27 protein-coding genes and 1 pseudogene are annotated in these 26,735 nt (G+C 70.8%); 16 read left to right on the top strand and 12 right to left on the bottom strand.

Translation table 11 applies throughout. The features are described from left to right. The first annotated feature begins 67 nt into the window (after window positions 1-67). The 5 genes from rpmG to OG852_RS21400 all read left to right on the top strand — a co-directional run bounded on the left by rpmG (window position 68) and on the right by OG852_RS21400 (window position 2,675). The gene (gene rpmG / locus OG852_RS21420; protein WP_007383717.1) at window positions 68-232 is read left to right on the top strand and encodes a 50S ribosomal protein L33; all 165 of its coding nucleotides are present in this window, start codon (window positions 68-70) and stop codon (window positions 230-232) included. Window positions 233-234: 2 nt separating this feature from the next. Then, entirely contained in the window at window positions 235-489 is a 255-nt protein-coding gene (locus OG852_RS21415) for a type B 50S ribosomal protein L31 (RefSeq protein ID WP_133910552.1), read from the top strand. Then, on the top strand, window positions 486-1,619 hold the full coding sequence (locus tag OG852_RS21410; RefSeq protein ID WP_133910551.1) for a CobW family GTP-binding protein: 1,134 nt from the start codon (window positions 486-488) through the stop codon (window positions 1,617-1,619). Before OG852_RS21415 ends, OG852_RS21410 begins: the two co-directional genes overlap by 4 nt. Window positions 1,620-1,623: 4 nt before the next feature. Next, on the top strand, window positions 1,624-1,857 hold the full coding sequence (gene rpsR, locus OG852_RS21405; RefSeq protein ID WP_133910550.1) for a 30S ribosomal protein S18: 234 nt from the start codon (window positions 1,624-1,626) through the stop codon (window positions 1,855-1,857). 599 nt (window positions 1,858-2,456) lie between these two features. Beyond that, the gene (locus OG852_RS21400; RefSeq protein WP_052183895.1) at window positions 2,457-2,675 is read left to right on the top strand and encodes a DUF397 domain-containing protein; all 219 of its coding nucleotides are present in this window, start codon (window positions 2,457-2,459) and stop codon (window positions 2,673-2,675) included. 107 nt (window positions 2,676-2,782) lie between these two features. Here OG852_RS21400 and OG852_RS21395 read toward each other — a convergent pair whose 3' ends face one another. Continuing rightward, window positions 2,783-3,262, bottom strand: coding sequence for an ATP-binding protein (locus tag OG852_RS21395; protein ID WP_133910549.1), 480 nt, complete (start codon window positions 3,260-3,262; stop codon window positions 2,783-2,785). A gap of 375 nt (window positions 3,263-3,637) precedes the next feature. Here OG852_RS21395 and OG852_RS21390 point away from each other — a divergent pair, with 375 nt between their 5' ends. The 3 genes from OG852_RS21390 (at window position 3,638) to OG852_RS21380 (ending at window position 6,729) form a co-directional block, all read left to right on the top strand. Then, a complete protein-coding gene (locus OG852_RS21390; RefSeq protein WP_133911231.1) occupies window positions 3,638-4,462 on the top strand; it encodes a helix-turn-helix domain-containing protein in 825 nt (274 codons plus the stop codon). A gap of 121 nt (window positions 4,463-4,583) precedes the next feature. Then, window positions 4,584-6,044: an aldehyde dehydrogenase family protein gene (locus OG852_RS21385; RefSeq protein WP_330348696.1), complete on the top strand. Its 1,461-nt coding sequence runs from the start codon at window positions 4,584-4,586 to the stop codon at window positions 6,042-6,044. A 43-nt stretch (window positions 6,045-6,087) separates the two neighbouring features. After that, complete coding sequence (locus OG852_RS21380) at window positions 6,088-6,729, top strand: PadR family transcriptional regulator (protein ID WP_133910547.1); 642 nt, start codon at window positions 6,088-6,090, stop codon at window positions 6,727-6,729. Window positions 6,730-6,761: 32 nt separating this feature from the next. On the opposite strand, the pseudogene OG852_RS21375 reads toward OG852_RS21380, so the two are convergent. Next, window positions 6,762-7,780 (bottom strand): annotated as a pseudogene (locus OG852_RS21375) (IS5 family transposase). 68 nt (window positions 7,781-7,848) lie between these two features. Then, complete coding sequence (locus OG852_RS21370) at window positions 7,849-9,249, bottom strand: glutamate decarboxylase (protein WP_133910546.1); 1,401 nt, start codon at window positions 9,247-9,249, stop codon at window positions 7,849-7,851. 200 nt (window positions 9,250-9,449) lie between these two features. Here OG852_RS21370 and OG852_RS21365 point away from each other — a divergent pair, with 200 nt between their 5' ends. Further along, window positions 9,450-10,208: a MerR family transcriptional regulator gene (locus tag OG852_RS21365; protein WP_133910545.1), complete on the top strand. Its 759-nt coding sequence runs from the start codon at window positions 9,450-9,452 to the stop codon at window positions 10,206-10,208. A gap of 19 nt (window positions 10,209-10,227) precedes the next feature. Here OG852_RS21365 and OG852_RS21360 read toward each other — a convergent pair whose 3' ends face one another. Next, on the bottom strand, window positions 10,228-10,593 hold the full coding sequence (locus tag OG852_RS21360; RefSeq protein WP_133910544.1) for a YbjQ family protein: 366 nt from the start codon (window positions 10,591-10,593) through the stop codon (window positions 10,228-10,230). A gap of 138 nt (window positions 10,594-10,731) precedes the next feature. Between OG852_RS21360 and OG852_RS21355 the strand changes: the two genes are divergently transcribed. Continuing rightward, a complete protein-coding gene (locus tag OG852_RS21355; protein ID WP_330348695.1) occupies window positions 10,732-11,559 on the top strand; it encodes a DedA family protein in 828 nt (275 codons plus the stop codon). A gap of 139 nt (window positions 11,560-11,698) precedes the next feature. Here OG852_RS21355 and OG852_RS21350 read toward each other — a convergent pair whose 3' ends face one another. Together OG852_RS21350 and OG852_RS21345 are read right to left on the bottom strand one after the other, a co-directional pair. Beyond that, a complete protein-coding gene (locus OG852_RS21350; protein WP_330348694.1) occupies window positions 11,699-13,291 on the bottom strand; it encodes a threonine/serine ThrE exporter family protein in 1,593 nt (530 codons plus the stop codon). A gap of 115 nt (window positions 13,292-13,406) precedes the next feature. After that, window positions 13,407-13,898 carry an inorganic diphosphatase gene (locus OG852_RS21345; RefSeq protein ID WP_030404996.1) on the bottom strand — a complete coding sequence of 164 codons (492 nt, stop codon included), beginning with the start codon at window positions 13,896-13,898 and terminating at the stop codon, window positions 13,407-13,409. A gap of 79 nt (window positions 13,899-13,977) precedes the next feature. On the opposite strand from OG852_RS21345, the gene dacB reads away from it, so the two are divergent. The 6 genes from dacB to folE all read left to right on the top strand — a co-directional run bounded on the left by dacB (window position 13,978) and on the right by folE (window position 21,691). Next, the gene (gene dacB / locus OG852_RS21340) at window positions 13,978-15,633 is read left to right on the top strand and encodes a D-alanyl-D-alanine carboxypeptidase/D-alanyl-D-alanine endopeptidase (RefSeq protein WP_330348693.1); all 1,656 of its coding nucleotides are present in this window, start codon (window positions 13,978-13,980) and stop codon (window positions 15,631-15,633) included. A gap of 89 nt (window positions 15,634-15,722) precedes the next feature. Further along, window positions 15,723-16,856, top strand: a complete 1,134-nt coding sequence (locus OG852_RS21335) for a zinc-dependent metalloprotease (RefSeq protein WP_133910540.1) — start codon at window positions 15,723-15,725, stop codon at window positions 16,854-16,856. A gap of 204 nt (window positions 16,857-17,060) precedes the next feature. Continuing rightward, the gene (gene tilS, locus OG852_RS21330) at window positions 17,061-18,104 is read left to right on the top strand and encodes a tRNA lysidine(34) synthetase TilS (RefSeq protein WP_133910539.1); all 1,044 of its coding nucleotides are present in this window, start codon (window positions 17,061-17,063) and stop codon (window positions 18,102-18,104) included. Between the two features lie 54 nt (window positions 18,105-18,158). After that, window positions 18,159-18,719, top strand: coding sequence for a hypoxanthine phosphoribosyltransferase (gene hpt / locus OG852_RS21325; protein ID WP_133911230.1), 561 nt, complete (start codon window positions 18,159-18,161; stop codon window positions 18,717-18,719). 185 nt (window positions 18,720-18,904) lie between these two features. After that, a complete protein-coding gene (gene ftsH, locus OG852_RS21320) occupies window positions 18,905-20,944 on the top strand; it encodes an ATP-dependent zinc metalloprotease FtsH (RefSeq protein WP_330348692.1) in 2,040 nt (679 codons plus the stop codon). A gap of 141 nt (window positions 20,945-21,085) precedes the next feature. Further along, window positions 21,086-21,691: a GTP cyclohydrolase I FolE gene (folE, locus tag OG852_RS21315; RefSeq protein ID WP_133910537.1), complete on the top strand. Its 606-nt coding sequence runs from the start codon at window positions 21,086-21,088 to the stop codon at window positions 21,689-21,691. 23 nt (window positions 21,692-21,714) lie between these two features. On the opposite strand, the gene OG852_RS21310 is transcribed toward folE, so the two are convergent. The 6 genes from OG852_RS21310 to OG852_RS21285 all read right to left on the bottom strand — a co-directional run bounded on the left by OG852_RS21310 (window position 21,715) and on the right by OG852_RS21285 (window position 26,730). After that, window positions 21,715-22,200: a DUF3180 domain-containing protein gene (locus OG852_RS21310; RefSeq protein ID WP_133910536.1), complete on the bottom strand. Its 486-nt coding sequence runs from the start codon at window positions 22,198-22,200 to the stop codon at window positions 21,715-21,717. 76 nt (window positions 22,201-22,276) lie between these two features. Then, window positions 22,277-22,888 carry a 2-amino-4-hydroxy-6-hydroxymethyldihydropteridine diphosphokinase gene (folK, locus tag OG852_RS21305; protein WP_133910535.1) on the bottom strand — a complete coding sequence of 204 codons (612 nt, stop codon included), beginning with the start codon at window positions 22,886-22,888 and terminating at the stop codon, window positions 22,277-22,279. Further along, entirely contained in the window at window positions 22,885-23,244 is a 360-nt protein-coding gene (gene folB, locus OG852_RS21300; protein ID WP_133910534.1) for a dihydroneopterin aldolase, read from the bottom strand. The genes folK and folB overlap by 4 nt, the downstream gene beginning before the upstream one ends. 193 nt (window positions 23,245-23,437) lie before the next feature. Further along, window positions 23,438-23,953 carry a nuclear transport factor 2 family protein gene (locus OG852_RS21295; RefSeq protein ID WP_330348691.1) on the bottom strand — a complete coding sequence of 172 codons (516 nt, stop codon included), beginning with the start codon at window positions 23,951-23,953 and terminating at the stop codon, window positions 23,438-23,440. Next, window positions 23,950-24,810 (bottom strand): dihydropteroate synthase, encoded by an 861-nt coding sequence (folP, locus tag OG852_RS21290; RefSeq protein WP_133910532.1) that lies wholly within the window; start codon window positions 24,808-24,810, stop codon window positions 23,950-23,952. The genes OG852_RS21295 and folP overlap by 4 nt, the downstream gene beginning before the upstream one ends. Window positions 24,811-24,915: 105 nt before the next feature. Next, window positions 24,916-26,730, bottom strand: a complete 1,815-nt coding sequence (locus tag OG852_RS21285) for a phosphatidylglycerol lysyltransferase domain-containing protein (protein ID WP_330348690.1) — start codon at window positions 26,728-26,730, stop codon at window positions 24,916-24,918. Window positions 26,731-26,735: the final 5 nt, after the last annotated feature.

The raw sequence follows: 26,735 nt of genomic DNA, 5'->3' as shown, positions 1-26,735 counted from the left end.
CGTACCTCTCTCTGTTCGGTCTCCGTCAGCTATCGCTAATGGATGTCATTTTCATTAGCATAGCGGCATGGCACGCAACGAACTCCGCCCGGTCGTCAGGCTCCGCTCCACGGCGGGGACCGGCTTCACGTACGTCACCCGCAAGAACCGCCGCAACGACCCGGACCGTATGACCCTCAGGAAGTACGACCCCGTCGCCGGCCGCCACGTCGACTTCCGAGAGGAGCGCTGACCATGCGTGAGGGAATCCACCCGGCCTACGGTCCGGTCGTCTTCCGTGACCGCGCCGCCCGGTACGCCTTCCTCACCCGCTCGACGATGACGAGCGAGCGGACGATCGAGTGGGAGGACGGCCGCACCCACCCGGTCGTCGACGTCGAGATCTCCGACGTCAGTCACCCCTTCTACACCGGCACCGCCCGCGTCCTGGACACCGCCGGTCGCGTCGAGCGCTTCGAGCGCCGGTACGGGAAGCGGGGCCGGGCGTGAACCTGTCCGTCGTGATCGTCGGCGGGCTGCACGCCGACGCCCGCCGGGCGACGGTGGCGCGCCTGCTCGCCGACGTCCCCGGCAGCGTCGCGCTCCACCACGACCTGGCGACGGCCACCACCGGCACGGTCATGCGGACCGTCCGCGACGCCGGCGGAGTCCTCTCCGCCGGCGAGACGCCCCTCGTCGACGACTGCGCCTGCTGCGCCCTGCGCGAGGACCTGCTCCCCGAGCTGCGCCGGCTCGGGGGCGACGGCACCACCCGGCTCGCGATCGTCGAGCTCTGGGACTCCGTGGAGCCCAAGGCCATGGCCGAGGTGGTCGTGGCCGGCGGCCTCACCGTCACCGGTGTGATCACCGCCGTGGATCCGGCGCTGCTGCTGCCGTACCTCGGCAACGGCGACGACCTCGCCGACGTCGGCCTCGCCGCGGCGGCGACCGACCGGCGGACCGTCGCCGACACCTTCGCGCGGCAGCTCGAGTACGCCCCCGTGCTGGCCGTCGTCGACTCCCCGGAGGCCGACGACGAGGACCGCGAGCTGCTCGACCAGCTCCATCCGACCGCCCGCCGGGTCGCCGTCTCCCCCGGACCGTCCGCCCTCGTGGCCGCCGCGCTCGCCGGTTTCGACGTCGAGGCGGCCGCCGCCGCACAGCACCCCGCGTGCGCGCTGCTCCCCGCCGAGGCCGACGCGCACGGTGTCGCCACCCTCGTATGGCACCGGAACCGCCCCTTCCATCCGGAGCGGCTGTATGCGGCCCTGGAGGATCTGACCTGCGCCGCCGCCCGCAGCCGGGGACGGTTCTGGCTCGCCGACCGGCCGGATGTGCTGCTGCACTGGGACGCGGCGGGCGGTGCCCTGTGCGTGGAGTCCGCGGGGCCCTGGATGGCCGCCCTCCCGGACGCGGCCTGGGAGCTGGTCCCGCCCGTGCGCCGGGCCGCCGCCGCACTGGACTGGCAGCCCGAGCACGGTGACTGCTGCCAGCACCTGGTCTTCACGTCCCCCGGCCTCGACCGCGAAGGCCTCGAACGGCTGCTGGAGTCCTGTCTGCTCAGCGACGCCGAGTACGCCGCGGGCCGCGACGCCTGGAAACGGCTGCCGCCCGCCTTCGACACCCTCCTGGAGGTCTGACCCCGTGCCCCGCAAGGCCGACCGCAAGCCCGCCCCGTCCCGTCCCAACCCCCTCGACCGGGCGGGCGTCACCTTCATCGACTACAAGGACACGGCCCTGCTGAGGACGTTCCTCTCCGACCGGGGGAAGATCCGCAGCCGGCGCGTCACCCGGGTCTCCGCCCAGCAGCAGCGTCTGCTGGCCCGCGCGATCAAGAACGCCCGCGAGATGGCCCTGCTGCCGTACGGCGGCCGCTGAGCGGACGGCACCGGCAGCCGTACGAGCGCGATCGGTCACTCCGTCCAGCCGGGCTGGACGCGGCTCCCCTCACGGGTCGGCCGGACGGCTCAGGCCGCCGGCCCCCTCCGGTCCAGTCATGTTCGCCCCCGTGTACGACCGTCAGGGTCGTGCACGGGGGCGAGCGCTTTCCCCGTCCCGCCCCGCCCGGGCAGGGGCATGTCCGGATCCCGTGGGTGGGGCCCGCGGAACGGTCACGTCCGGAGGCCGCTCCACCGGATGGAGCGGAAGCCGCCCGTCCGCCTTCCATGACCACACGAATCGGAGGAAAACGCAGGGTGCGCGGGGTGTCCATGGAACATGACGGGCGTACGGAGCGTCTGTTCCTAGGGCGCGAGTGGTTCGATCCCGGACTACTTCCCCGCCGGGTAAAGCACGCGTCAAAGCTGTAACCGCCCCACCACCCCGCGTGCACGTGCATCTGCTCATGCAACTGCATGTGAACGGGGTTATGATCCGGGACAGTTGACCACGGCACCAATGGCCACACGAGCCAGTGCACCACCAGGGAGCGACCTGTGGACCACCACGTTGACGGGGGGCACGACGTGTACAACGGCATGACGGCCACACAGCTGTACGGGGTTGCCTGGCAGAAGAGCCGGCACAGCAACTCGCAGGGATCCTGCGTGGAGTTCGCGCGTCTGCCCGGCGGGGACGTGGCCGTGCGCAACTCGCGCTTCCCCGACGGTCCCGCGCTCGTCTACACACGGGCCGAGATCGAGGCGATGCTGCTCGGCATCAAGGACGGCGAGTTCGACCATCTGATCGCGAGCTGACCCGCCGGACGCTTCCCCGCGTCACAGGTGCCCGCATCAGGGGCAGACCCTGGCCAATGGGGTCACAACGCGCGTAGAACCGCGGCGCCCGATAGCGCCGCGGTTCGTCATTCGGCGGGTGTGTGCAGCCGGAACAGCGCCCAGACCACCTTGCCGCCGAGGCTGCCCGAGAGCGGGTGCCAGCCCCATCCGTCGGCGAAGGAGTCGACGAGGAACAGGCCGCGGCCCGACTCCGCCGAGAAGTCCTCGCTGTCCTGGGGCAGGGGACTGTCGTGGCTGGGGTCGCGCACCGCGCACACCAGTCGCTCGGTCCAGCGCATCAGATGCAGCCGCACCGACGGGTTCGGGTCCGCCGCGCGCGGGGCCATGTCGGGCAGCCCGTGGCGCAGGGCGTTGGTCACCAGCTCCGAGACGACGAGACAGATGTCGTCGAAGCGGTCGCCCACGTCCCACTGGCCGAGGGTTCTTCTGGTGAACTGTCTGGCCTCGCGTACGGCTTCGAAGCGGGCGGGCAGTGCGCAGGACGCGGCGTTGGACACGGCCGCGGGATCAAGCGGCGGAAGGCCCTGCCGTAACGGCTCGAGCATGGTCGATCCATTCGTCCCCATGCGAGGCACTCCCGGGATTCGCGGTCGTTGCGATGCAGCGGTGGCGCGAGACCATGGTTTCCGATGCGCACGGCGGATGCAAGGGCAGATGCACGTGCACGTGACCGAAATGGACCTGCCCGTACCGCTTCTTGGCCATTTTTTCCGCCATCTTCTCGTCCTTCGGGGCCCGTTCCCTAGCTTTCTCCTCACCCTTCCCTTGCGTCGCTCTGTGCGTAATCTTTGGCTTCTTTCCATCTCTGTAATCGGACGAGTACTGCTCGAAGTGTTTTAGTGGCAGACTGCGGGCCCAGAGGACCGTTGGGGAGGCTGGCGAACGTGAGCGCGGGAGAGCCCGGATCGGTGGTGCGGCGGATGCTGCTCGGCTCGCAACTACGGCGACTGCGTGAGGCGCGGGGCATCACGCGGGAAGCGGCGGGCTACCACATCCGGGCGTCGGAGTCGAAGATCAGCCGGATGGAACTGGGCCGGGTGAGCTTCAAGACCCGTGACGTGGAAGACCTCCTGACGCTGTACGGCATCACGGACGACGTCGAGCGCCAGGCCCTGGTCGGACTCGCCCGCGAGGCCAACGTCGCCGGCTGGTGGCACAGTTACTCGGACGTCCTGCCCAACTGGTTCCCCACCTACGTCGGCCTGGAGGGCGCGGCCTCCCTGATCCGCGTCTACGAGGTGCAGTTCGTGCACGGCCTGCTCCAGACCGAGGCCTACGCCCACGCGGTCGTCTCCCGCGGAATGAAGGGCGCGAGCGCGGCCGACATCGACCGGCGCGTGGCGCTGCGCCTGGAGCGGCAGAAGTACCTCGTCGCCGAGAACGCCCCCGACTTCCACATCGTCCTCGACGAGGCCGCCCTGCGCCGCCCGTACGGCGACCGCGAGGTGATGCGCGGTCAGCTCCAGCATCTGATCGAGATCTCCGAGCGGCCCAACGTACGGCTGCAGATCATGCCGTTCAGCTTCGGCGGGCACTCCGGCGAGTCCGGCTCCTTCACCATCCTGAGCTTCCCGGAGTCCGACCTGAAGGAGGTGGTCTACCTGGAGCAGCTCACCAGCGCCCTCTACCTGGACAAGCGCGAGGACGTCGCCCAGTACGAGTCGGCGCTCACGGAGCTCCAGCAGGACAGCCCCGGGCCCGACGCGAGCCGGGACCTGCTGCGCGGCCTGATCCAGTTGTCGTAGGACCGGTTCCCGAGGGTTATCCCCCAGGAAACCGGGGAAGCCCACAACCCCTTTGAAACACACGTACGATGACGTGTGATCAGATCGTGACGTCGATCGCAGCAGGGGATTGAGGGATCACATGTCGTCCTACTTCACGGACCTGGCGCAGCAGTACATCGACGGTAAGTGGCGTCCAGGGACGGGGTCCTGGGACATCATCGACTTCAACCCCTACGACGGCGAGAAGCTCGCCTCGATCACCATCGCCACGGTCGAGGAGATCGACGAGGCGTACCGCTCCGCCGCCCGCGCCCAGAAGGAATGGGCCGGCACCAACGCCTACGCCCGCCGCGGGATCTTCGAGCGGGCGCTGCGTCTGGTCGAGGAGCGCGAGCAGGAGATAGCCGAGGTCATCATCGCCGAGCTCGGCGGCACCCGGCTGAAGGCCGCCTTCGAGCTCCACCTCGTCAAGGAGTTCCTGCGGGAATCGGTCAACCTGGCGCTGCGCCCCGAAGGCAAGATCATCCCGTCGCCGGTCGACGGCAAGGAGAACCGCCTCTACCGGGTGCCGGTCGGGGTCGTGGGAGTGATCAGCCCCTTCAACTTCCCGTTCCTGCTGTCCGTGAAGTCGGTCGCCCCGGCCCTGGCGCTCGGCAACGCCGTGGTGCTCAAGCCGCACCAGAACACCCCGATCACCGGCGGCACGCTGGTCGCCAAGCTGTTCGAGGACGCGGGCCTGCCGGCCGGTCTGCTGAACGTCGTCGTCACCGACATCGCGGAGATCGGCGACGCCTTCCTCGAGCACCCGATCCCACGGGTCATCTCCTTCACCGGCTCCGACAAGGTCGGCCGCCACGTCGCCACCGTGTGCGCCTCCCACTTCAAGCGTTCCGTCCTCGAACTCGGCGGCAACAGCGCGATCGTGGTCCTCGACGACGCCGACGTCGACTACGCCGTCGACGCGGCCGTCTTCAGCCGTTACGTCCACCAGGGCCAGGTCTGCATGGCCGCCAACCGCGTCCTGGTCGACCGCTCGGTCGCCGACGAGTTCACCGAGAAGTTCGTCGCCAAGGTGCGCGGCCTCAAGGCCGGCGACCCGCGCGACCCGCAGACCGTCATCGGCCCGGTGATCAACTCCCAGCAGGCGGAGTCGCTCACCTCGGTCGTCGAGCAGGCGCTCGCCGAGGGCGCGACGGCCCTGCTGCGCGGCACGACCGAGGGCAACCTCGTCCAGCCGTCCGTCCTGACCGGGCTGCCCGCCGACTCCGCCCTGCTCCAGCAGGAGGTCTTCGGCCCCGTCGCCTTCCTCGTCCCCTTCGACGGCGAGGACGAGGCGCTGCGCCTGGTCAACGACACGCCGTACGGCCTCAGCGGCGCGGTCCACACCGGGAACATCGAGCGCGGCGTCGCCTTCGCCAAGCAGGTCGACAGCGGCATGTTCCACGTCAACGACGGCACCGTCCACGACGAGCCGCTCGTGCCCTTCGGCGGCGAGAAGAGCTCCGGCGTCGGCCGCCTCAACGGCGAGACGACCCTGGAGTCCTTCACCACCACCAAGTGGATCTCGGTCCAGCACGGCCGCAGCGGCTTCCCCTTCTGAGCCGAGCGCCGGCCCCCGGGCCCCGGGTCATAACCTGGGGCCCATGTCAGCGATCCGTCTGCTCGTGCTGGGCGCGGTGCGCCAGCACGGGCGGGCCCACGGCTACCAGGTCCGCGGCGACCTGGAGTACTGGGGCGCCCACGAGTGGTCCAACGCCAAGCCGGGCTCGATCTACCACGCGCTGCGCCAGATGGCGAAACAGGGCCTGCTGCACGAGCACGAGACGGCCCCCTCCTCGGCCGGCGGCCCCCCGCGCACCGAGTACGAGATCACCCCGGCGGGCACCGAGGAGTACTTCCGGCTGCTGCGCGAGGCGCTGACCTCGTACGACCAGAAGACCGACGTCAAGTCGGCGGCCATCGGCTTCGTCGTCGACCTGCCCCGCGCCGAGGCCGTGACCCTGCTGAAGGAACGCGTCCGCCGCATCGAGCAGTGGCGCGCCGCCGTCACCGAGCACTACGTCCCCGAGGGCGGCCCCCAGCAGCTCGGCCACATCGGCGAGATCATGAATCTCTGGGTCCACACGGCCGACGCGGAGGCCGCGTGGACCCACGGGCTGATCGGCCGGATCGAGGACGGCGCGTACACCTTCGCGGGCGAGGGCGAGCCGTTCGTCGGCGTCCTGCCGCAGGGCACCCCGAACCCGTACGCGACGGACGAGCGACATCCCGGCGACGACCGCTAGGCCGGGGCACTAGGGGCTGTTCGGGGTTCGGATCATGTGGTTGAGGTGATGTGCTTCAACCACATGAGCGATGCTCTGAGGTGCAGTCCTGCTTCGTAGCTCTCGGGGGACTTGTCGTAGCGGGTGGCGAGTCCGCGCCAGGTCTTGATCCTCTGGAAGCAGCGCTCAACGGTGTTGCGCTGCCTGTAGAGGTACGTGTCGAAGGCGAGGGGACGACCGCCGGCCGAGCCCTTCCTGCGGCGGTTGGCGGCCTGGTCCGTCTTTTCCGGGATGACTGCGGTGATCCCGCGTCTGCGCAGGTAGGCGCGGTTGTCCTTGGACGAGTAGGCCTTGTCGGCGGCCACCGCCCCGGGCCGGGTGCGAGGGCGGCCACTCGGACCTGGGACACGGATCTGGTCGAGTACTGCCCGGAACTGCGGGCAGTCCGCCGTCTGGCCCGGGGTCAGCACGAGTACCAGCGGCAGTCCCGCCGCGTCGACCGCGGCGTGGACCTTGCTGCTCAGTCCGCCTCTGGACCTGCCGAGCCCGGCGGCCTTTGCCCGTGCCCGGCGACGGCGCCGTGCCGCGGACCGCTTCCGGTCCTCCTCCTCTGCGTCGCCCGCACCGGGTGTGGCCTGCGGCGCATCACCCGCAGGACGGGTCCCTGCTCCGGCAGCGGAACCCCCTTTTCCTCGGTCAGGGCCTGTTCGAGAGCGTCCAGGGTCTCCCCGGCAACCGCCAGGCCTGCCGATTCGTGATGGGCCCGCACGATCGTGGAGTCCACACTGACCAGTTCCAGCCCGACCCGCCCCCGTGCGGCCGCCTCGGCGATCAGACCGTCCATCAACGCCTGGAACACGCCGGCCTTCGACCAGGCGTTAAACCGCGAGTACACCGTGGACCAGGGCCCGTAGCGCTCCGGGACATCACGCCAGCCGCTGCCCGTACGGAACCTCCACAGCACCCCGTTGAACTGGTCCCGCACCCGCAGCGGCAGCGGACCCGTCGCCGCCACCGGCAGACGAGCCTCGATCAACGCCCACTCGGCATCCGTCACATCAAAACGCGCCACTCGCGACTTCTACCAGCCCGGACCAGCACACCACCGAGCATCAGGAAGATCCGAACTCCGAACAGCTCCTAGTGGTGGAAGCTGGTCGCAGCGCTCTTGTCCCGGCTCAGTGGGCCCGACTGGCGGCGCAGCTCCGGCAGGAGCCGGGTGAGGTCCTCCACGAACATCTCCGCGAGGTCCTCCGAGAAGCCGTTGCGGCACACCACCCGCAGGACGGACAGGTCCTCCCGGTTCGGCGGGAAGGTGTACGCCGGGAGCAGCCAGCCGCTCTCCCGCATGCGCCGGGAGACGTCGAAGACGTCGTACGCCGTCACGTCCGGCGCCGTCGTGAAGGCGAAGACGGGCAGTTGGTCGCCCCGGGTGAGGAGCCGGAAGTCACCGAGCGCCTCGACCTTGTCGGCGATGCCCCGGGCCACGTCCCGGGTGGTCTGCTGCACGGTCCGGTAGCCCTCGCGGCCCAGTCTGACCAGCGTGTAGTACTGGGCGACCACCTGGGCGCCGGGCCGGGAGAAGTTCAGCGCGAAGGTCGGCATGTCGCCGCCCAGGTAGTTGACCCGGAACACCAGTTCCTCGGGCAGCGCCTCCTTGTCGCGCCACAGCGCCCAGCCGACGCCGGGGTACACCAGCCCGTACTTGTGCCCGGAGGTGTTGATCGACGCCACGCGCGGGAGGCGGAAGTCCCACACCAGGTCCTCGTCGAGGAAGGGCGCGACCATCGCGCCGGACGCGCCGTCCACATGCACCGGGATGTCCAGGCCCGTGCGCTCGTGGAGGGCGTCCAGGGCCGCGCAGAGCTCGGCGATGGGCTCGTAGGACCCGTCGAAGGTGGAGCCCAGGATGCCGACGACCCCGATGGTGTTCTCGTCGCAGCGGTCGGCGGCGGCCTGCGGGTCGAGGTGGTAGCGGTCGCCCTCCATGGGGATCAGCCGGGCCTCCACCTCCCAGAAGTTGCAGAACTTCTCCCAGCACACCTGGACGTTGACGCCCATCACCAGGTTGGGCCGTGCCCCGGAGTCCGGATTCCGCTTGCTCCAGCGGCGCTTGAGCGCCATTCCGGCCAGCATGCACGCCTCGCTGGAACCGGTCGTCGAACAGCCCACCGCCGCCGAGGGATCCGGCGCGTGCCACAGATCGGCGAGCATCGCCACACAGCGCCGCTCCAGCTCGGCCGTGCGTGGATACTCGTCCTTGTCGATCATGTTCTTGTCCCGGCACTCGGCCATCAGCACCCCGGCCTGCGGCTCCATCCAGGTGGTGACGAAGGTGGCCAGGTTGAGCCGGGAATTGCCGTCCAGCATCAGCTCGTCGTGCACGAGCTGGTACGCGGCCGTCGGCGCCATCGGGTTGTCGGGCAGCCGGTGCTTGGGCGGGGCCTCGGTCATACCGCTGACCGGGTTGGCCTCGCCGTAGAAGGGATTCAGCGACAGCGGGCGCTCGTCGGGCTTCTCAGGACCTTTGTGCAACGCCATGGGGGCCTCCTGAAGGGGCGAACGGGCAGCGGGGGACCGGAGTTCCGCCCACGCGCGACGACAGGGCCTCAGCGGCTCTGGGGCCACGGCTCACGATAAGCGGACGAATCGGGCATGACATCCGGACGGGCTTGCACCTCACGCCGCGTGAGGACGCACCGTGGACCGCGTACGGACCGATACGGAAGGGAGCGGAGGACGTGAGCTACTCCGTAGGACAGGTCGCCGGATTCGCCGGGGTCACGGTGCGCACCCTGCACCACTACGACGAGATCGGCCTGCTCGTCCCCGGCGGCCGCAGCCACGCGGGCCACCGGCGCTACGACGACGCCGACCTCGACCGGCTCCAGCAGATCCTGTTCTACCGCGAGCTCGGCTTCCCGCTCGAGGAGGTCGCCGCCCTGCTCGACGACCCGGCCACGGACCCGCGCGCGCATCTGCGCCGCCAGCACGAGCTGCTGACCGCCCGGATCGAGAAGCTCCAGAAGATGGCGGCGGCCGTCGAACACGCCATGGAGGCACGCACGATGGGCATCAACCTCACACCCGAGGAGAAGTTCGAGGTCTTCGGCGACAAGGACCCCGAGCAGCACGCCGAGGAGGCGCACGAACGCTGGGGCGGCACCTCGGCCTACGCCGAGTCGCAGCGCCGCGCCGCCCGCTACACCAAGGACGACTGGAAACGCATCCAGGCCGAGGTCGACGCCTGGAACGAGCGGTACGTCGCCCTGATGGCCGCCGGCGAGCCGCCCACCGGGGAGGCGGCCATGGACCTGGCCGAGGAGCACCGGCGCCACATCGGCACCTGGTACTTCGACTGCCCCTACGCGATGCACCGCTCCCTGGGCGAGATGTACGTCTCCGACGAGCGCTTCAAGGCGTTCTACGACTCCGTGCGGCCCGGCCTCGCCGAGCACCTGAAGGAGGCCATCCGGGCGAACGCGGACCGGCAGGGGTGACGCCGGCCTGGCCCGGGGCTCAGTCCCGGGTCAGGACCACCGCCGTCCCGTACGCGCACACCTCGGTGCCCACGTCCGCCGCCTCGCTCACGTCGAAGCGGAACATCAGCACGGCGTTGGCGCCCCGCGTGCGTGCCTGCTCGACGAGCCGCTCCATGGCCTGGTTGCGGGTCTGCACCAGGGTCTTCGTCAGGCCCTTGAGCTCGCCGCCGATCATCGACTTCAGGCCGGCGCCGATCTGGCTGCCCAGGTGCCGTGAGCGCACGGTCAGCCCGAAGACCTCGCCGAGGACCTCCTGCACCCGGAACCCGGGGACGTCGTTGGTGGTGACGACCAGTACGTCCGGCTGGGGCCCCTGGCCGCCGCCGAAATCATCGATGCCCATGTTCACAGCTTTGACCGGGGAGGGGCACAGTGCATCCTGGGGGAAGCCCTGGGAACCTGGTCCTGTGGCGCTGCGTTGATAGTTTGGGGCGGCCGCGCCGCCGCACAGACCGCCCTCACCCCTCAGGAGCCCGGAACCGTGACGACCCTTGCCCTCGGACCGAGCTGGCTGGACCCCGACTACCTGCTCGACACGTTCGGCATCTGGGGTCTGCTGCTCATCGTCTTCGCGGAGTCCGGCCTGCTCATCGGGTTCTTCCTGCCCGGCGACTCGCTGCTGTTCACCGCGGGCCTGCTGATCACCTCGAACCAGCTGGACTTCCCGCTGTGGGGCGCGGTCGCGCTGATCTGCGTCGCCGCCATCCTGGGCGACCAGGCGGGCTACATGTTCGGCAAGAAGGTGGGCCCGTCCCTCTTCAGCCGCCCGGACTCCCGCCTCTTCAAGCAGGAGAACGTCACCAAGGCGCACGAGTTCTTCGAGAAGCACGGCCCGAAGTCCCTGATCCTGGCCCGCTTCGTGCCCATCGTGCGGACGTTCACGCCGATCATCGCCGGCGTGAGCGGCATGAAGTACCGCTCGTTCCTGGTCTTCAACGTCATCGGCGGCGTCCTGTGGGGCGCGGGCGTCACCCTGCTCGGCTCCTGGCTCGGCAACATCGCCTTCGTCAAGAAGAACATCGAGGCGATCCTCATCCTGATCGTCCTCATCTCGGTGATCCCGATCGTCATCGAGTTCCTGAGGGCCCGCTCCCAGGCCAAGAAGAACCCGCCCCGGCAGCCCGCCGCGCCCCAGCAGCAGTACCCGGTCATGGACGACGCGACGACCCAGCTCCGCCGCATCGAACCGAACCAGCCCCAGCAGCACGACCACTACTCCCAGCAGCAGCCCTACGGCAACGACTACTACGGCGGCCAGCAGCAGCCGTACCAGCAGCAGTACCCGCACAACCAGAACCAGGGCTACTGATCAGGCGCCCCGAGGGGCAGCGCCCCGAAAGGGGCGCGGGGCTGTATCGATCTGCGGCTCCGCCGCGTGGGCGCGAGAAACCACAACGCACCCGCACCCGCCGACGAGACGGCACCCCCGAGCGCAAGGGCGCCCGGCACTAAAACCCCCGCGTCCTCTTCGCGGCCTTCCGCTTCTCCGGCGACCCGATCCGCAGGAACAACCGCGACACCTCGTTGCCCAGGTTCACCCCGATCGCGATGGCCATCGCCAGCGCCGCGGCCTTGGTGAGCGACCCCAGCCCCTCGTCGACCTCGTTCTGCGCGATCGCCAGCAGCCCGAAGTAGACGGCCGACCCCGGCAGCAGGGGCCCGATCGCCGCGGTGGTGTACGGCAGCGCCGAAGCGAACCGGTACCGCGCCAGCAACTGCCCGAACAGGCCGACCACACCCGCCGCGACCGCCGTGGAGGCCACGGGAGAGATCTCGCCCGTGGAGTGCATGGCGCCGTACACGGACCAGGCGACGCCCCCGTTCAGGGTGACGGCCAGCACGGTGGATCGTTCCTGCTGGAGCAGGACGGCGAACGTCAGTGACAGCAGCATCGACGAGCCGATCTGCCACAGCGGCCGGTCGCTGCCGCCCAGGACCGCGTCGGGGTTGAGACGGGCACCGAGCTGGACGCCGACGTAGAGCATCACCAGGACCCCGACGACGATGCCCACGAACAGGTACATGACCTCCAGAAGGCGGGCCGCGGCGGTGATGTAGAAGCCGGTCAGCCCGTCCTGGACGCCCGCCACCAGCGCCCGCCCGGGCAGCAGCGCGAACAGACCGCCGGTGATGACCGCGGACGCCTTCACGTCGACGTGCGCCAACGTCAGCGCGATGCCCATGGCGACCGACGGCATCGCGGCGACCAGGAACTGGTAGAACTCCGGCAGCCCGCGCCCCGCGCACAGCCAGGCCAGCCGGTCGCCGAGCATCGCGCCGAGCACGGCCGCCACGAACACCACGGCGTCACCGCCGACCAGCACCGAGGCGGCCCCCGCGAGCAGCCCGCTCGCCCCGGTCAGCACCCAGGTCGGGTACGGGTGCCGGTTGCGCCGGATCTCCGCGAGCCGCCGGTAGGCCTCCTCCAGCGAGACAGGCGTCTCCGGGTCGCTCAGATCGTCCACGAGCCGGAAGACGGCCGCCAGCCGCGTGTAGTCGGTGCCCCGCCGCCGCACCGTCCGTGACGCCGACACCGGGTCCTCCACCAGCGAGGGCTGGTACGAGATCGACAGCAGCGTGAAGGTCACGTTCGGCTCGCAGCGGTCCAGGCCGTACGAGCGGCACACCGCGAACATCGCGGCCTCCACGTCCTCCGCGCCCTCCCCGCCCGCGAGCAGCAGCTCGCCGATGCGCAGCGTCAGGTCGAGCACGCGCGGGACGGCCGGACCGCCCTCCTCGGCCTTCGGAGGCGGCTCCGGCGCGGGCCGCTCCGCCACCGGCATCCGCAGCATCGTGCGCATCCGGTCCTGCCAGGGCACGTCCTTGGTCAGACTCACCACCGGCACCCCGTCGGCGGGCGTGAACGCGGGCGGGGCGCTGCGCGCGCTGTAGGTGCTCGGTGGACTGAACGCCGAGCCCTCCGCCTCCGGGACGGGTGCGACCTCCACCCCCTCCGGGACGGCGAACTCGGAGGTCACCTCGGGATCGTAGGGCCCCCTCGCCTCGTCCGACTGCGGCTTGCGGTCCTCCGCCTCCGTCACTGAGAAACGCTCCCTGAACGACGCCTTCCGTGTGCCTCAGTATGCGCACGGACACGCGAAAGGGCCGCACGCCTACCCGTACGGCCCCTTGACGCGGGGTGATCCTGCCTGGGGGTCAGTGGCCGCCCTGGTCCTTGAAGCGCTTGTACGACCGCTCGATCTCCGCCTCGGCGTCGGCGCGGCCGACCCAGTCGGCGCCCTCGACGGACTTGCCGGGCTCCAGGTCCTTGTAGACCTCGAAGAAGTGCTGGATCTCCAGACGGTCGAACTCCGACACGTGGTGGATGTCGCGCAGGTGCTCCACGCGCGGGTCCGTCGACGGGACGCACAGCAGCTTGTCGTCGCCGCCGGCCTCGTCCGTCATCCGGAACATGCCGATCGCGCGGCAGCGGATCAGACAGCCCGGGAAGGTCGGCTCGTCCAGGATGACGAGCGCGTCGAGCGGGTCGCCGTCCTCGCCGAGGGTGTTCTCGACGAAGCCGTAGTCGGTCGGGTAGGCGGTCGAGGTGAAGAGTCGACGGTCCAGGCGGATCCGACCCGTCTCGTGGTCCACCTCGTACTTGTTGCGCGAACCCTTCGGGATCTCGATCGTGACGTCGAACTCCACCGGTGGCTCCTCCATGATCAGCACATAGTTCTGGTGATTAAGTGTCCCTCACGCAGGTGTGTGATCGCGAAAGGGGCTGGTGGTCGTGCCAGAGCTGAGGCCTTGGCGGGCCGCGAGACCGCATGTGGTGCGGATCACGGACGCCGTCGGACCGCGTCTGGCACGTGCCGCAGGGATCGTACGGCCCCCGCTCGCGCGCGCGGCGGCGGCCGCCAAGCCGCAGCTCGCACGGCTGACACGGGCGGCCGGTCCGCCACTCGCACGGATCACGAAGGCCGGTCCGCACGCCGGTGACTGGCGGTACACCGCGGGTGCGGCGACCGCCGGACTGGCGCTGGCCGCGGGCGTGGTGACCGCCGCCGGCCCCTGGGACACCACCGGTCAGCGTACGGCCGAGCGGGACCGGGCCGTCGCCCTGGGACACGCGGGTGGCACAGATCACGGCCGTACGGACGATTCGTCCCGTACGTCCGCCGCCGGAGCGCCCCGGCCCGCCCCCAGCGCCGCCTCCGTCCTCACCGGCCTCGGAGGCGCCGCGGACACCGTGAAATCCGCCCCGGACGCCCTGCCCACCACCACCGGCCTCAAGGCCGTCCTGGACCGCCTGCTGGCCGATCCGGCCCTCGGCGCCCGGCACACCGCCGCCGTCGTCGACGTGACCACCGGCAAGAGCCTGTACGGCTCCGGGGCCGACACGGCGCTCACCCCGGCCTCCACCACCAAGATCGCCACCGCCGTCGCCGCGCTCTCCGCGATGGGCGCCGACCACCGCCTCACCACCCGCACCGCCCTCGAACCCGACACGAGGGAACTCGTGCTGGTCGGCGGCGGCGACCCCACCCTCACCGCCCGCGCGGACGACGGCGGCTGGGCGAGCCTGCGCACCCTCGCCGCCACCACCGCCAGGACGCTCACCACGCGCGGCATCACGCAGGTGACCCTCTCGTACGACACGACCCTCTTCCCGGGCACCCCGATTCACCCCATCGGGGTCAACCCCAACCTCGCCCCCGTCACCGCCCTGAGCGCCGACGAGGGCCGCACCGACGACTCCACCAGCGGACCGGCGACCCGCGTGAGCGACCCCGCCGCCGACGCCACCCGTAGGTTCGCCGCCCTCCTGAACGCCGCCGGCGTCAAGACCTCCGCCCCCGGCCCCTCGAAGGCCACCACGCGCGCGCAGACGCTCGCCACCGTCTCCTCGCCCCCGCTGTCCACGGTGATCGAACGCATGCTCACCAACAGCGACAACGACATCGCCGAGGCCCTCGCCCGCCAGACCGCCCTCGCGACCGGAGGACGGGCCGACTTCGCGGGCGGCGGCAAGGCCGTCCTGGCCCAGCTCAAGAAGCTCGGCCTGCCCGTGACCGGCGCCGCCTTCCACGACGGCAGCGGGCTCGACCGCGCCGACCGCCTCACCGCGCACCTCCTCACCGCCCTCCTCGTCAAGGCCGGCGACCCCCGCCTGCCCGCACTGCGCCCCGTCCTCACCGGACTGCCCGTCGCCGGCTTCACCGGCACCCTCAGCACCCGCTATGCCGACGGCGCCGCCGGCGTCGTACGGGCCAAGACGGGCACCCTGACCGGCGTGAACACCCTCGCCGGCACGGTCGTCGACCAGGACGGCCGCCTCCTCGCCTTCGCCCTGCTCACCTCCGACACCACCGACCCGACGGCCGCCCAGACCGCCCTGGACAAGGCGGCGACGGCCCTGGCGGGCTGCGGCTGCCGCTGAGGGACATCCCGCAGGGCACGACCCTGACGTCTCCCTGATCGACCCCGCGCGGCCTGCCCCAACCGGGGCCGAGCACGTACGGTTGACACATGACGAGCATCGGTGGTGCCGCATCTGCTGGGATGATCGACTGGAATCTCGCGGTGGCGACCGCGACCCGACTCGTGCGGCCGGGACCCGAGGTCAGCCGCGACGACGCCCGGACCGTCGTCGCGGAACTTCGCCGGCACGCCAAGGCCTCGGAGCGACACGTCCGCGGCTTCACCCGCATGGGCACCGAGGACATCCACGACACCCCGGTCCTCGTCGTCGACCGGCCCGGCTGGGTCCGGGCGAACGTCGCCGGGTTCCGGGAGATCCTCAAACCCCTCCTCGACAAGATGCAGGAGCGCCGCGGCAACACCCCCGGCGGCGCGGTCCTCGGCGCCGTCGGCGGCAAGGTCACCGGCGTCGAACTGGGCATGCTGCTGTCGTTCCTCGCCTCCCGCGTCCTCGGCCAGTACGAGACCTTCGCCCCCGCCACCCGCGACCTGCCCGCCGGCGCCAAGAACGGCGGCCGACTGCTCCTCGTCGCCCCCAACATCGTCCACGTCGAACGCGAACTCGACGTCGACCCCCACGACTTCCGCCTCTGGGTCTGCCTGCACGAGGAGACGCACCGCACCCAGTTCTCCTCCGTGCCCTGGCTGCGCGACCACCTGGAGGGCGAGATCCAGTCGTTCCTGGGGGAGACCGACGTCGACCCCATGACCTTCCTCGAGCGCTTCCGGGAGGCCGCCCAGTCCCTCGCCGGCGGCCGCCCCGAGGGCGAGGAGGACGACGGCGGCCGCTCCCTCGTCGAACTCGTGCAGACCCCGGCCCAGCGGGAGATCCTCGGCCGCCTCACCGCCGTGATGTCCCTCCTGGAGGGCCACGCCGACTTCGTCATGGACGGCGTCGGCCCCGACGTCGTGCCCACCGTCGCCGAGATCCGCGAGAAGTTCCAGCAGCGCCGCGCCAAGGGCGCCTCCCGGCTGGACGTCGCCCTGCGCAAACTGCTCGGCCTGGACGCCAAGCTCCGCCAGTACAAGGACGGCGAACGGTTCGTGCGGTCCGTCGTCGACCAGGTCGGCATGGACGGCTTCAACCGCGTCTGGACCTCACCCAACACCCTCCCCACCAAGGCCGAGATCGCCAAACCCGCGGACTGGGTCGCGCGGGTGCACCGCAAGGCCGAATCGTGAGCCCGGCCGCACGCCGACGCGGAACGCCGTGAACCGGAAACGGCCCGTGGCAGGCAAACGCCCCTTCAATCACCCGTCCGAGGGACCGTGAGCCCGCGACAGGCGTGCGATGCTCAGGGAACGGCCCGGTTCTGTCACCATCTACACACTCTGAGTGACCGACCTCGGGTTCACCCCCCGAACACTTCTTGAAGGGAACCGGACATGGGTCCCCATCCAGCGGTCGCGGCGATACGCCTGGCGGTCCGCCGCGTCCTCCACGACATCCTCAACGACCACCAGCCCACCGGGGCGACCGCCGACACCCTCGTGCCGGCGCCGTACAGGCGCCCGCCCGCGCCGCTCGTCCTCGTGGCGTGCTCCGGCGGCGCCGACTCCATGGCGCTCGCCTCCGCACTGGCCTTCGAAGCCCCCCGGCTCGGCATCCGCGCCGGCGGTGTCACCGTCGACCACGGCCTGCAGCCCGGCTCCGACCTGCGCGCCGAAGAAGTCGTCCTGCGCCTGCGCGAACTCGGCCTGGACCCCGTCGAGTCCACCGCCGTCACCGTCGGCCGCGAAGGCGGCCCCGAGGCCGCCGCCCGCGACGCCCGCTACGCCGCCCTCGACGCCGCCGCCGAACACCACGGCGCCGCAGCCGTCCTCCTCGGCCACACCCGCGACGACCAGGCCGAGACGGTCCTCCTCGGGCTCGCCCGCGGCTCCGGCATCCGCTCCCTGTCCGGAATGGCCGCGGTCTCGGGGGCCGACGGCCGTTACCGCCGCCCCTTCCTCGAACTCGACCGCCAGACCGCCCGCAAGGCCTGCATGGTCCAGTCCCTGCCCGTCTGGGACGACCCTCACAACGCCGACCCCGCCTACACCCGCTCCCGGCTGCGTCACGAAGGCCTGCCCGCGCTGGAGAAGGCCCTCGGCAAGGGCGTCGTCGAGGCACTCGCCCGGACGGCCCAGCTCTCCCGCGACGACGCCGACGCCCTCGACGCCTGGGCCCGCCGCGCGGAGGACTCCGTACGCGACGCGGCGGGCCTCCTGGAGTGCGCCAAGCTCTACGCCCTGCCGCCCGCCGTCCGCCGCCGCATCCTGCGCCGTGCCGCCATCGAGGCGGGCGCCCCGGCCGGCTCCCTCTTCGCCCGGCACATCGAGGAGGTCGACCGGCTGATCACCGGCTGGCGCGGCCAGGGAGCCATCAATCTCCCGGGCAAAGTCGTGGCCCAGCGGCAGGGTGGCAGACTGGTGATTCGGCAAGGCTGATTCCCGACCCTCCGCACGGAGGGTCCGGACCGGCCCTTGGGACGACCGAAAGTGATGCGGGTGGACGCGAAAGACATGGGTGCCGACCTCCAGCAGGTGCTCATCACCAAGGAAGAGATCGACGCGAAGCTGGCCGAGCTGGCCGCGAAGATCGACGCGGAGTACGCGGGCAAGGACCTGCTGATCGTCGGCGTGCTCAAGGGCGCGGTGATGGTCATGGCCGACCTCGCCCGGGCGCTGTCCACCCCCGTCACCATGGACTGGATGGCCGTGTCGTCGTACGGCGCGGGCACCCAGTCCTCCGGTGTGGTGCGGATCCTCAAGGACCTCGACACCGACATCAAGGGCAGGCACGTCCTGATCGTCGAGGACATCATCGACTCCGGGCTGACCCTGTCCTGGCTGATCAACAACCTCGGCTCCCGCGAGCCCGAGTCCCTGAAGATCTGCACGCTGCTGCGCAAGCCGGACGCCGCCAAGGTCGCCATCGAGGTCGAGTGGGTCGGCTTCGACATCCCCAACGAGTTCGTCGTCGGCTACGGACTCGACTACGCCGAGAAGTACCGCAATCTTCCGTTCGTCGGTACGCTCGCGCCCCACGTCTACGGCGGCTGAACCCCTCGGGGCACAGACCCGTAGGACGTACGGGAACCCCGGCGGGCCTCGCGCCGTTGGAGCATGCAGACGGGTTCCCCAGCCGGACCGTGCGGCTTCCCGCGACAAAGCTGGGGTACCGTCAGAAGAACTGTCTTATCAAACTCACTATGGCAGGAGGGACGGGGCGGCACCGCTCCGTATGGATGGACGTGAAGCGATACTTCCGTGGGCCGGTCATGTGGATCGTGCTGGCCGTCCTTGCCGTGGTCGTGTTGATGCAGGTCGTCGGCTCGTCCGGCGGCTACAAGACGGTGGACACCGGCCAAGTCGTGGCGGCGATCAACGAGAACAAGGTCGAGTCGGCCAAGCTCACCACCGGTGACGAGCAGACCATCAAGGTCACGCTCAAAGACGGCGTGAAGGTCAAGGGCAGCTCGAAGATCCAGGCGAGCTACATCGGCGACCAAGGCGTGACCATCGCCAACACGCTGCAGACCAAGTACCAGGACAAGCAGATCCCGGACGGCTACACGGTCTCTCCGACGAAGCAGAACGCCTTCGTCGGGATCCTGCTGTCCCTGCTCCCCTTCGTCCTCATCGTGGTCGTCTTCCTGTTCCTGATGAACCAGATGCAGGGCGGCGGCTCGCGCGTCATGAACTTCGGCAAGTCCAAGGCGAAGCTCATCACCAAGGACACCCCGAAGACGACGTTCGCCGACGTGGCCGGCTCGGACGAGGCCGTCGAGGAACTCCACGAGATCAAGGAGTTCCTGCAGGAGCCCGCCAAGTTCCAGGCCGTCGGCGCCAAGATCCCCAAGGGTGTGCTGCTGTACGGCCCGCCCGGCACCGGCAAGACCCTGCTCGCGCGCGCCGTCGCCGGCGAGGCGGGCGTCCCCTTCTACTCGATCTCCGGTTCCGACTTCGTCGAGATGTTCGTCGGTGTCGGTGCCTCCCGGGTCCGTGACCTCTTCGAGCAGGCCAAGGCGAACGCCCCGGCGATCGTCTTCGTCGACGAGATCGACGCGGTCGGCCGCCACCGCGGCGCCGGCCTCGGCGGCGGTCACGACGAGCGCGAGCAGACCCTGAACCAGCTCCTCGTCGAGATGGACGGCTTCGACGTCAAGGGCGGCGTGATCCTCATCGCCGCGACGAACCGGCCCGACATCCTCGACCCGGCGCTGCTGCGCCCCGGCCGTTTCGACCGTCAGATCGCGGTCGACCGCCCGGACATGCAGGGACGTCTGGAGATCCTCAAGGTCCACCAGAAGGGCAAGCCGGTCGCGCCCGACGTCGACCTGGCCGCCGTCGCCCGCCGCACCCCCGGCTTCACGGGCGCCGACCTGTCGAACGTGCTGAACGAAGCCGCGCTCCTCACGGCGCGCAGCGACAAGAAGCTGATCGACAACCAGATGCTGGACGAGGCGATCGACCGTGTGGTCGCGGGCCCGCAGAAGCGGACCCGGATCATGTCGGACAAGGAGAAGAAGATCACCGCGTACCACGAGGGCGGTCACGCCCTGGTCGCGGCGGCCTCCCCGAACTCCGACCCCGTCCACAAGATCACGATCCTGAGCCGCGGCCGTGCGCTGGGCTACACGATGGTGCTCCCGGACGAGGACAAGTACTCCACCACGCGCAACGAGATGCTGGACCAGCTGGCCTACATGCTCGGCGGCCGCGCTGCGGAGGAGCTCGTCTTCCACGACCCGACCACGGGCGCGGCGAACGACATCGAGAAGGCCACCGCCACCGCCCGCGCGATGGTCACCCAGTACGGCATGACCGAGCGCCTGGGTGCGATCAAGTTCGGCGGCGACAACACCGAGCCGTTCCTCGGCCGTGAGATGGCTCACCAGCGCGACTACTCGGAAGAGGTCGCCGCGCTGGTGGACGAGGAAGTCAAGAAGCTCATCGAGAACGCGCACAACGAGGCCTGGGAGATCCTGGTCGAGAACCGCGACGTCCTCGACAACCTGGTCCTGCAGCTGCTGGAGAAGGAGACGCTGGGCAAGGAGGAGATCGCCGAGATCTTCTCGGCCATCGTCAAGCGCCCGGCACGGCCCGCCTGGACCGGTTCCTCCCGCCGTACGCCGTCCACCCGTCCGCCGGTGCTCTCGCCCAAGGAGCTCGCGCTGACGAACGGCGCCAACGGCGCGACCCCGGCGATCTCCACCGCGAAGTCCACCGCGGCGGAGCCCGCCCCGGTGACCGAGCCCGCCCCGGAGGACCGCCCCGAGAGCTGATCCGAGCTCCCGGAGCCCCCACCAGGCCCGGAATGGATGCCGCGCCCCCCAGGTTCTAGCCTGGGGGGCGCGGCATTGCCATATGGCCGATTCCGTACGGCCCGGCGGGACCTTGTAGGACATCTAGGAACGAGGCAGCACATGACCGACCCCGTGACGCTGGACGGCGAGGGCTTCATCGGCGAGTTCGACGAGAAGCGCGCCGAGAACGCCGTACGCGAACTCCTGATCGCGGTCGGCGAGGACCCGGACCGCGAGGGCCTGAAGGAGACTCCGGCGCGGGTGGCGCGGGCGTACCGGGAGATATTCGCGGGGTTGTGGCAGAAGCCCGAGGACGTGCTGACGACGACGTTCGACCTGGGGCACGACGAAATGGTGCTGGTCAAGGACATCGAGGTGTTCTCGACCTGTGAGCATCATCTGGTGCCGTTCCGGGGCGTCGCCCATGTCGGCTACATCCCGTCCACCTCGGGGAAGATCACCGGGCTGTCCAAGCTGGCCCGGCTGGTAGATGTCTTCGCGCGCCGCCCGCAGGTGCAGGAACGTCTCACCACGCAGATCGCGGACGCGCTCATGGAGATCCTCGAGCCGCGCGGGGTGATCGTGGTCGTCGAGTGCGAGCACATGTGCATGTCCATGCGGGGCATCCGCAAGCCCGGCGCCAAGACCATCACCTCGGCGGTGCGCGGTCAGCTGCGGGACATGGCGACGCGCAACGAGGCGATGAGCCTGATCATGGCGCACTGAGGCACGCCGGGAGCCGTCGGCCGTCAGGCCGGGGAAGCGGCTCCCTTGTCGTGGTCGTCGTCCTCCGGGAGGCGGCAGACGCGTTCCAGGAAGAGGGCGGACGCTATGACGGCGATGCCGGCCAGGACCGAGAAGCCGGCGTAGATGGCCTGGTCGCGGCGGGCGGGGATGTCGAGGGACTCCAGGAGGAAGACGCCCGTGCCGCCGTACATGCCGGAGACGAGGGCGGCGACCAGCGCGCTGGCCTGGCCGAAGACGACCGCGCGGGCCGCCATCAGGGGGTCGACGCCCTTGGCCTCGGGGCGCCGCTCGCGCTGGGCCTTGAGACGGGCGCGCAGCGAGAGTGCCGTGGACAGCAGGACCACGGCGATCAGGGCGAGGACGATGGGGGCGGCCAGGGGGACGCTGGGAAGGGTCCCGATCGAGTTCCAGAGGCGGGCGCCCGCCCAGGACAGGACGCCAGCCACGACGAACACGCCGGCCAGCACCCTGATGCGCAGCTCTCTCACGGTGTCCCTTCAGCTCCCCCGGGTTCCGCGGTCGTGCCGCGGACGAGTGTCGTGGTGGTCGTCTTGACCTTAACGACTACTCGGGCAGGTGGAGTTCCAGGTCCTTGCGGGCGGTGACGCCCTCGCGGGTGACCGTGTCGAGAAGGTCCACGACCGCGCCGTGTCCGGGGAGCCGCGCCTCGGGGTCGACGTCGTGCCAGGGGGCGAGGACGAAGGCGCGTTCGTGGGCGCGCGGGTGCGGCAGCGTGAGGTGGGGGTCGTCGTCGACGACATCGGCGTACGCCACGATGTCGACGTCGAGGGTGCGCGCGCCCCAGCGTTCGTCCCGGACGCGGTGGAAGGCCTCCTCGACCGCGTGGGCCCGCTCCAGGAGCGAGGACGGGGGCAGGGTGGTCTTCAGCAGGACGACCGCGTTGAAGTAGGCGGGCTGGCTGCCGGGCTCGACGCCCCAGGGCTCCGTCTCGTACACCGGGGAGACGGCCTTGACGCGGACGCCGGGGGTGTCCTCCAGGGCGTCGACGGCCCCCTGGAGGGTCTCCAGGCGGTTGCCGAGGTTGGCACCGAGGGAGAGCACGGCCCATTTGGGGTTGTGCAGGGTGGTGTCGGCGGCGTCCACCTGCCGGACGACGGAGGCGGGCACCGGCTGAACGGTCGGGTCGCTGTGACCCTCGGTGAAGGACGCGGTCATACTCGGCTCCGGGTGATGGTGACGGTCACGTCGTCGAAGGGGACCGTGATCGGGGCGTTCGGCTTGTGGACCACGACCTCGACCTCTTGTACCCCCTCGTGCCGCAGACAGGCCTGGGCGATGCGTTCGGCGAGCGTCTCGATGAGGTTGACCGGTTCGCCCTCGACGACGGCCACGACCTCCTCCGCCACGACGCCGTAGTGCACGGTCTTCGCCAGGTCGTCGTCGGCGGCGGCCGGCCGGGTGTCCAGGCCCAGCACGAGGTCCACGACGAAGGTCTGGCCCTCCCTGCGTTCCTCGGGGAACACACCGTGGTACCCGCGGGCCTTCAGGCCGCGCAGCGCGACACGATCCACGCGAATCACTCCTGCAATCGTCGGTTGCCTCGAACGAATCTACCTGCGTGCACCGACGGGGCCGGGCGGTGGGCGCGCGGTGAGGGCGGTCTGCGGGGCAGTCTGCACCCGGTGTTTCCCTTGGTGAACCCGGTGGCTCATGGGCCGGTGGCCGCGGCGGCCCACGGGTTCGTGATTCCAGCCACTTCCCGGATCAGGCGGGACTCTCGTCGTCCTCGTCGGTGTCCGGCCGGTCGTCGTTCTCGGCGAGGACCGGGGAGGCGTGGTGGGACCAGAGTTTCCAGCCGTCGGCGGTGCGGCGGAAGACGTTGGTGGCGACCACGAGCTGGCCCACGAGCGGCCCGAGCTCCTCGCCGGCCCGGGGCGCGGGGCCGCCGCTGAGGATGTTCTCCGTGCAGGTCACCAGGGCGGTGTCGCCGGTGACGGAGACATGCACATCGGTGAGGAAGAACTGGATGTAGTCGGTGTTCGCCATGATCAGCGCGTACGAGCGCAGGACCTCGCCGCGTCCGGTCAGCACCGGCCAGCCGGGGTGCACGCAGGAGATCACGCCGGTGTCCGCGGGGTCGTGGTACTCCTCGTCGACGCCCAGGTCGGCCGGGGTGAGCCAGAGCGAGGAGACGCCTTCGAAGTCGCCCTGTTCCAGTGCCTCGTAGAAGGCGGTGTTGGCGGCCTCGACCTGCTCGACGTCGGTGTGCGGGGCGGTCACCGCGCTCCTTCCACGGCGCGCGCGACCCGTACCGCGTCCGCCGTCGCGCGGACCTCGTGCACGCGCACCGCCCAGGCGCCGGTGTGCGCGGCGATCGCGGAGACGGCGGCGGTGGCCGCGTCGCGCTCGCGGGCGGGCGGGGGCGCGCCCTCGGGGCCGGCCAGGACACGGCCGAGGAAGCGCTTGCGGGAGGCGGCGACGAGCAGCGGGTGCCCGAGGGTGTGCAGCCGGTCGAGGTGGGCGAGCAGGGTGAGGTCGTGGTCGGCCTCCTTGGAGAAGCCGAGGCCCGGGTCGACGACGATGCGGTCGGGGGAGACGCCGCCGGCGAGAACGGCCTCCACGCGCGCGTGCAGTTCGTCGACGACTTCGGTGACGACGTCCTCGTAGGAGCCCTTGACGTTGCCGCCCTCCAGGAAGCCGCGCCAGTGCATGACGACGAAGGGGGCGCCCGCGTCCGCGACGGCGGGGATCATCGCCGGGTCGGCGAGGCCGCCGCTGACGTCGTTGACGAGGGCGGCGCCGGCGGCGAGGGCCTGGGCGGCGACGGAGGCACGCATGGTGTCGACGGAGACGACGGCGCCCTCGGAGGCGAGGCCGCGCACGACGGGGATGACGCGGCGGAGTTCCTCGGCCTCGTCGACGCGGGTGGCGCCGGGGCGGGTGGACTCGCCGCCGACGTCGACGAGGTCGGCGCCCTCGGCGACCAGTTCGAGGCCGTGCTTGACGGCGGCCGTCGTGTCGAACCAGCGGCCGCCGTCCGAGAAGGAGTCGGGGGTCACGTTGACGACCCCCATGACCGCGCAGCGGTCCCAGTCCGGAAGGCCGGCGACGCGCCCGCGTCCGCTCTGCTTGCTCATACGTTCAGCGTAGGCCCAGCGGGGGGCGGGGACGCGGGGCGGCCCGGGCGCGGGCCCCAGGGCTGGGAGGGGCGGGGCCTGCGCCCGGGCCGGTCGGGGGGCGGGTCAGGCGGCCCGTACGTCCTGTCTCTCCGTGAGGCTGTGGGCACACGCGCGTGCCGGCTTGGTGCGGCGGCGCAGGAAGCGGGGCAGGGGGAGGGCGAGGTTGACGAAGCCCTCGGCCTGCATGGCGGCGAAGCCGATGCGCGGGAGGTCGCCGGAGGCGCGGTAGACGACGAAGCGGGGTTCCCAGCGGGGCTGGAACTTGGCGTTGAACTTGTACAGGGACTCGATCTGGAACCAGCGGGAGAGGAAGACCAGCAGCCCGCGCCAGGCGCGCAGCACCGGTCCCGCGCCGATCTTCTCGCCGCGGGCCAGCGCGGAGCGGAACATGGCGAAGTTCAGCGACACGCGCGTGATGCCGAACTTCGGGGCGGCCTGGAGCGCGGCGACGATGAGGAGCTCGTTCATGCCGGGGTCGGCGGCGCGGTCGCGGCGCATCAGGTCCAGGGAGGCGCCGTCGGTGCCCCAGGGCACGAAGTGGAGGATCGCCTTCAGGTCGCCGTAGGGGCCGGGTACCTCGTCGGCCTTGTGGGCGGTGGCGATGAGGCAGTCGCCGTCCGCGGCGTCGCCCACGCGGCCGAGCGCCATGGAGAAGCCGCGCTCGGTGTCGGTGCCGCGCCAGTCCTCCGCGGCCAGCCGGATCCGCTCCAGCTCGGCCTCGCCGAGGTCACGGACACGACGTACGCGGGTCTCGTAACCGGCGCGCTCGATGCGCTTGACCATCTGCCGGACGTTGCGCATCGCGCGGCCGGCGAGTGAGAAATCCGCGACGTCCACCACCGCCTCGTCGCCCAGTTCGAGGGCGTCGAGGCCGGTCTCGCGGGTCCAGACCTCGCCGCCGGTCTCCGAGCAGCCCATGACGGCGGGTGTCCAGGAGTGTGCCTTGGCCTCGTCCATGAAGCGTTCGATGGCGCCGGGCCAGGCCTCCACGTCGCCGATGGGGTCGCCGCTGGCGAGCATCACGCCGGAGACGACGCGGTAGGTGACGGCGGCCTTGCCGCTGGGGGAGAAGACCACGGCCTTGTCGCGGCGCAGCGCGAAGTGGCCGAGGGAGTCGCGGCGGCCGTGCTTGTCCAGCAGGGCGCGCAGCCGGTTCTCGTCCTCCTCGGTGAGGCGGGCGGCCGGGTGCTCGGGGCGGAAGGCGAGGTAGATCGTGGTGACGGCGGTGATCCAGCCGAGGGCGCCGAGCGAGAAGGCGACGGTCCAGGAGGTGCTGCCCTGGTAGTCGACCGGGCCCTCGAAGCCGAAGAGGCCGTACAGGACGTGCGTAATGCGATCGGCCAGGCTCGGGTCGCCGATCATGCGCCGCGGGTGGACGCTGACGATGATCAGCCCGAGGACGAGGGAACCGGCGCCCATGAGGACGAAGTTGGCGAGCGCGCGCCACCGGCTGCGCGGGTCGGGCAGCGCGTTGAACTGGTCGCGGTGGACCACCAGCGGCACCAGCAGCGCGAGCGAGATGAGCGCGCCCACGATCGAGTGCCGGTACACGAACTGCGCGACGGCGCCCGCCGGGAGCAGGACCACGGCGGCCCGCCAGGCGCGCCGCTTGCTGCGCTTGAGGCCGTGGGCGAGCAGGAGCAACAGCACGCCGGCGCTGAGCGAGAGCGCCGCCGCGAAGGGGCCGAACGAGCCGGGCAGCACCTCGGCGAGTGTGTGCATACGGCTCTGCCGGAACCGCGGGAAGATGCCCGCCGCGACGTCCACCAGCCCCACGAGGGCACAGGCTCTGCCGACGAGGGCGGGTACGGACTGGGGGCGCGGACCACGCATCAGCGCCTGCACCCGGCTTGATCGGTTTGGAACCCCGCCCGACATTTCCC

It is taken from the genome of Streptomyces sp. NBC_00582 (assembly GCF_036345155.1).
In the GTDB taxonomy this organism is placed as follows: Bacteria; Actinomycetota; Actinomycetes; order Streptomycetales; family Streptomycetaceae; genus Streptomyces.
Note: the sequence above shows the minus strand (reverse complement) of the source record. Positions and strands in the feature narration are given on the sequence as shown.

What these genes read in the sequence shown, in the direction of transcription:
- OG852_RS21380 (WP_133910547.1), top strand. Translation starts at nt 6,088, where the DNA reads ATGTCAGCGATCCGTCTGCTCGTGCTGGGCGCGGTGCGCCAGCACGGG.
- OG852_RS21360 (WP_133910544.1), bottom strand. Translation starts at nt 10,593, where the DNA reads ATGGGCATCGATGATTTCGGCGGCGGCCAGGGGCCCCAGCCGGACGTA.
- OG852_RS21335 (WP_133910540.1), top strand. Translation starts at nt 15,723, where the DNA reads ATGACGAGCATCGGTGGTGCCGCATCTGCTGGGATGATCGACTGGAAT.
- OG852_RS21385 (WP_330348696.1), top strand. Translation starts at nt 4,584, where the DNA reads ATGTCGTCCTACTTCACGGACCTGGCGCAGCAGTACATCGACGGTAAG.
- OG852_RS21400 (WP_052183895.1), top strand. Translation starts at nt 2,457, where the DNA reads ATGACGGCCACACAGCTGTACGGGGTTGCCTGGCAGAAGAGCCGGCAC.
- tilS (WP_133910539.1), top strand. Translation starts at nt 17,061, where the DNA reads ATGGGTCCCCATCCAGCGGTCGCGGCGATACGCCTGGCGGTCCGCCGC.
- folK (WP_133910535.1), bottom strand. Translation starts at nt 22,888, where the DNA reads ATGACCGCGTCCTTCACCGAGGGTCACAGCGACCCGACCGTTCAGCCG.
- hpt (WP_133911230.1), top strand. Translation starts at nt 18,159, where the DNA reads ATGCGGGTGGACGCGAAAGACATGGGTGCCGACCTCCAGCAGGTGCTC.
- OG852_RS21395 (WP_133910549.1), bottom strand. Translation starts at nt 3,262, where the DNA reads ATGCTCGAGCCGTTACGGCAGGGCCTTCCGCCGCTTGATCCCGCGGCC.
- OG852_RS21370 (WP_133910546.1), bottom strand. Translation starts at nt 9,249, where the DNA reads ATGGCGTTGCACAAAGGTCCTGAGAAGCCCGACGAGCGCCCGCTGTCG.
- rpmG (WP_007383717.1), top strand. Translation starts at nt 68, where the DNA reads ATGGCACGCAACGAACTCCGCCCGGTCGTCAGGCTCCGCTCCACGGCG.
- OG852_RS21285 (WP_330348690.1), bottom strand. Translation starts at nt 26,730, where the DNA reads ATGTCGGGCGGGGTTCCAAACCGATCAAGCCGGGTGCAGGCGCTGATG.
- folP (WP_133910532.1), bottom strand. Translation starts at nt 24,810, where the DNA reads ATGAGCAAGCAGAGCGGACGCGGGCGCGTCGCCGGCCTTCCGGACTGG.
- OG852_RS21390 (WP_133911231.1), top strand. Translation starts at nt 3,638, where the DNA reads ATGCTGCTCGGCTCGCAACTACGGCGACTGCGTGAGGCGCGGGGCATC.
- folE (WP_133910537.1), top strand. Translation starts at nt 21,086, where the DNA reads ATGACCGACCCCGTGACGCTGGACGGCGAGGGCTTCATCGGCGAGTTC.
- OG852_RS21415 (WP_133910552.1), top strand. Translation starts at nt 235, where the DNA reads ATGCGTGAGGGAATCCACCCGGCCTACGGTCCGGTCGTCTTCCGTGAC.
- ftsH (WP_330348692.1), top strand. Translation starts at nt 18,905, where the DNA reads ATGGACGTGAAGCGATACTTCCGTGGGCCGGTCATGTGGATCGTGCTG.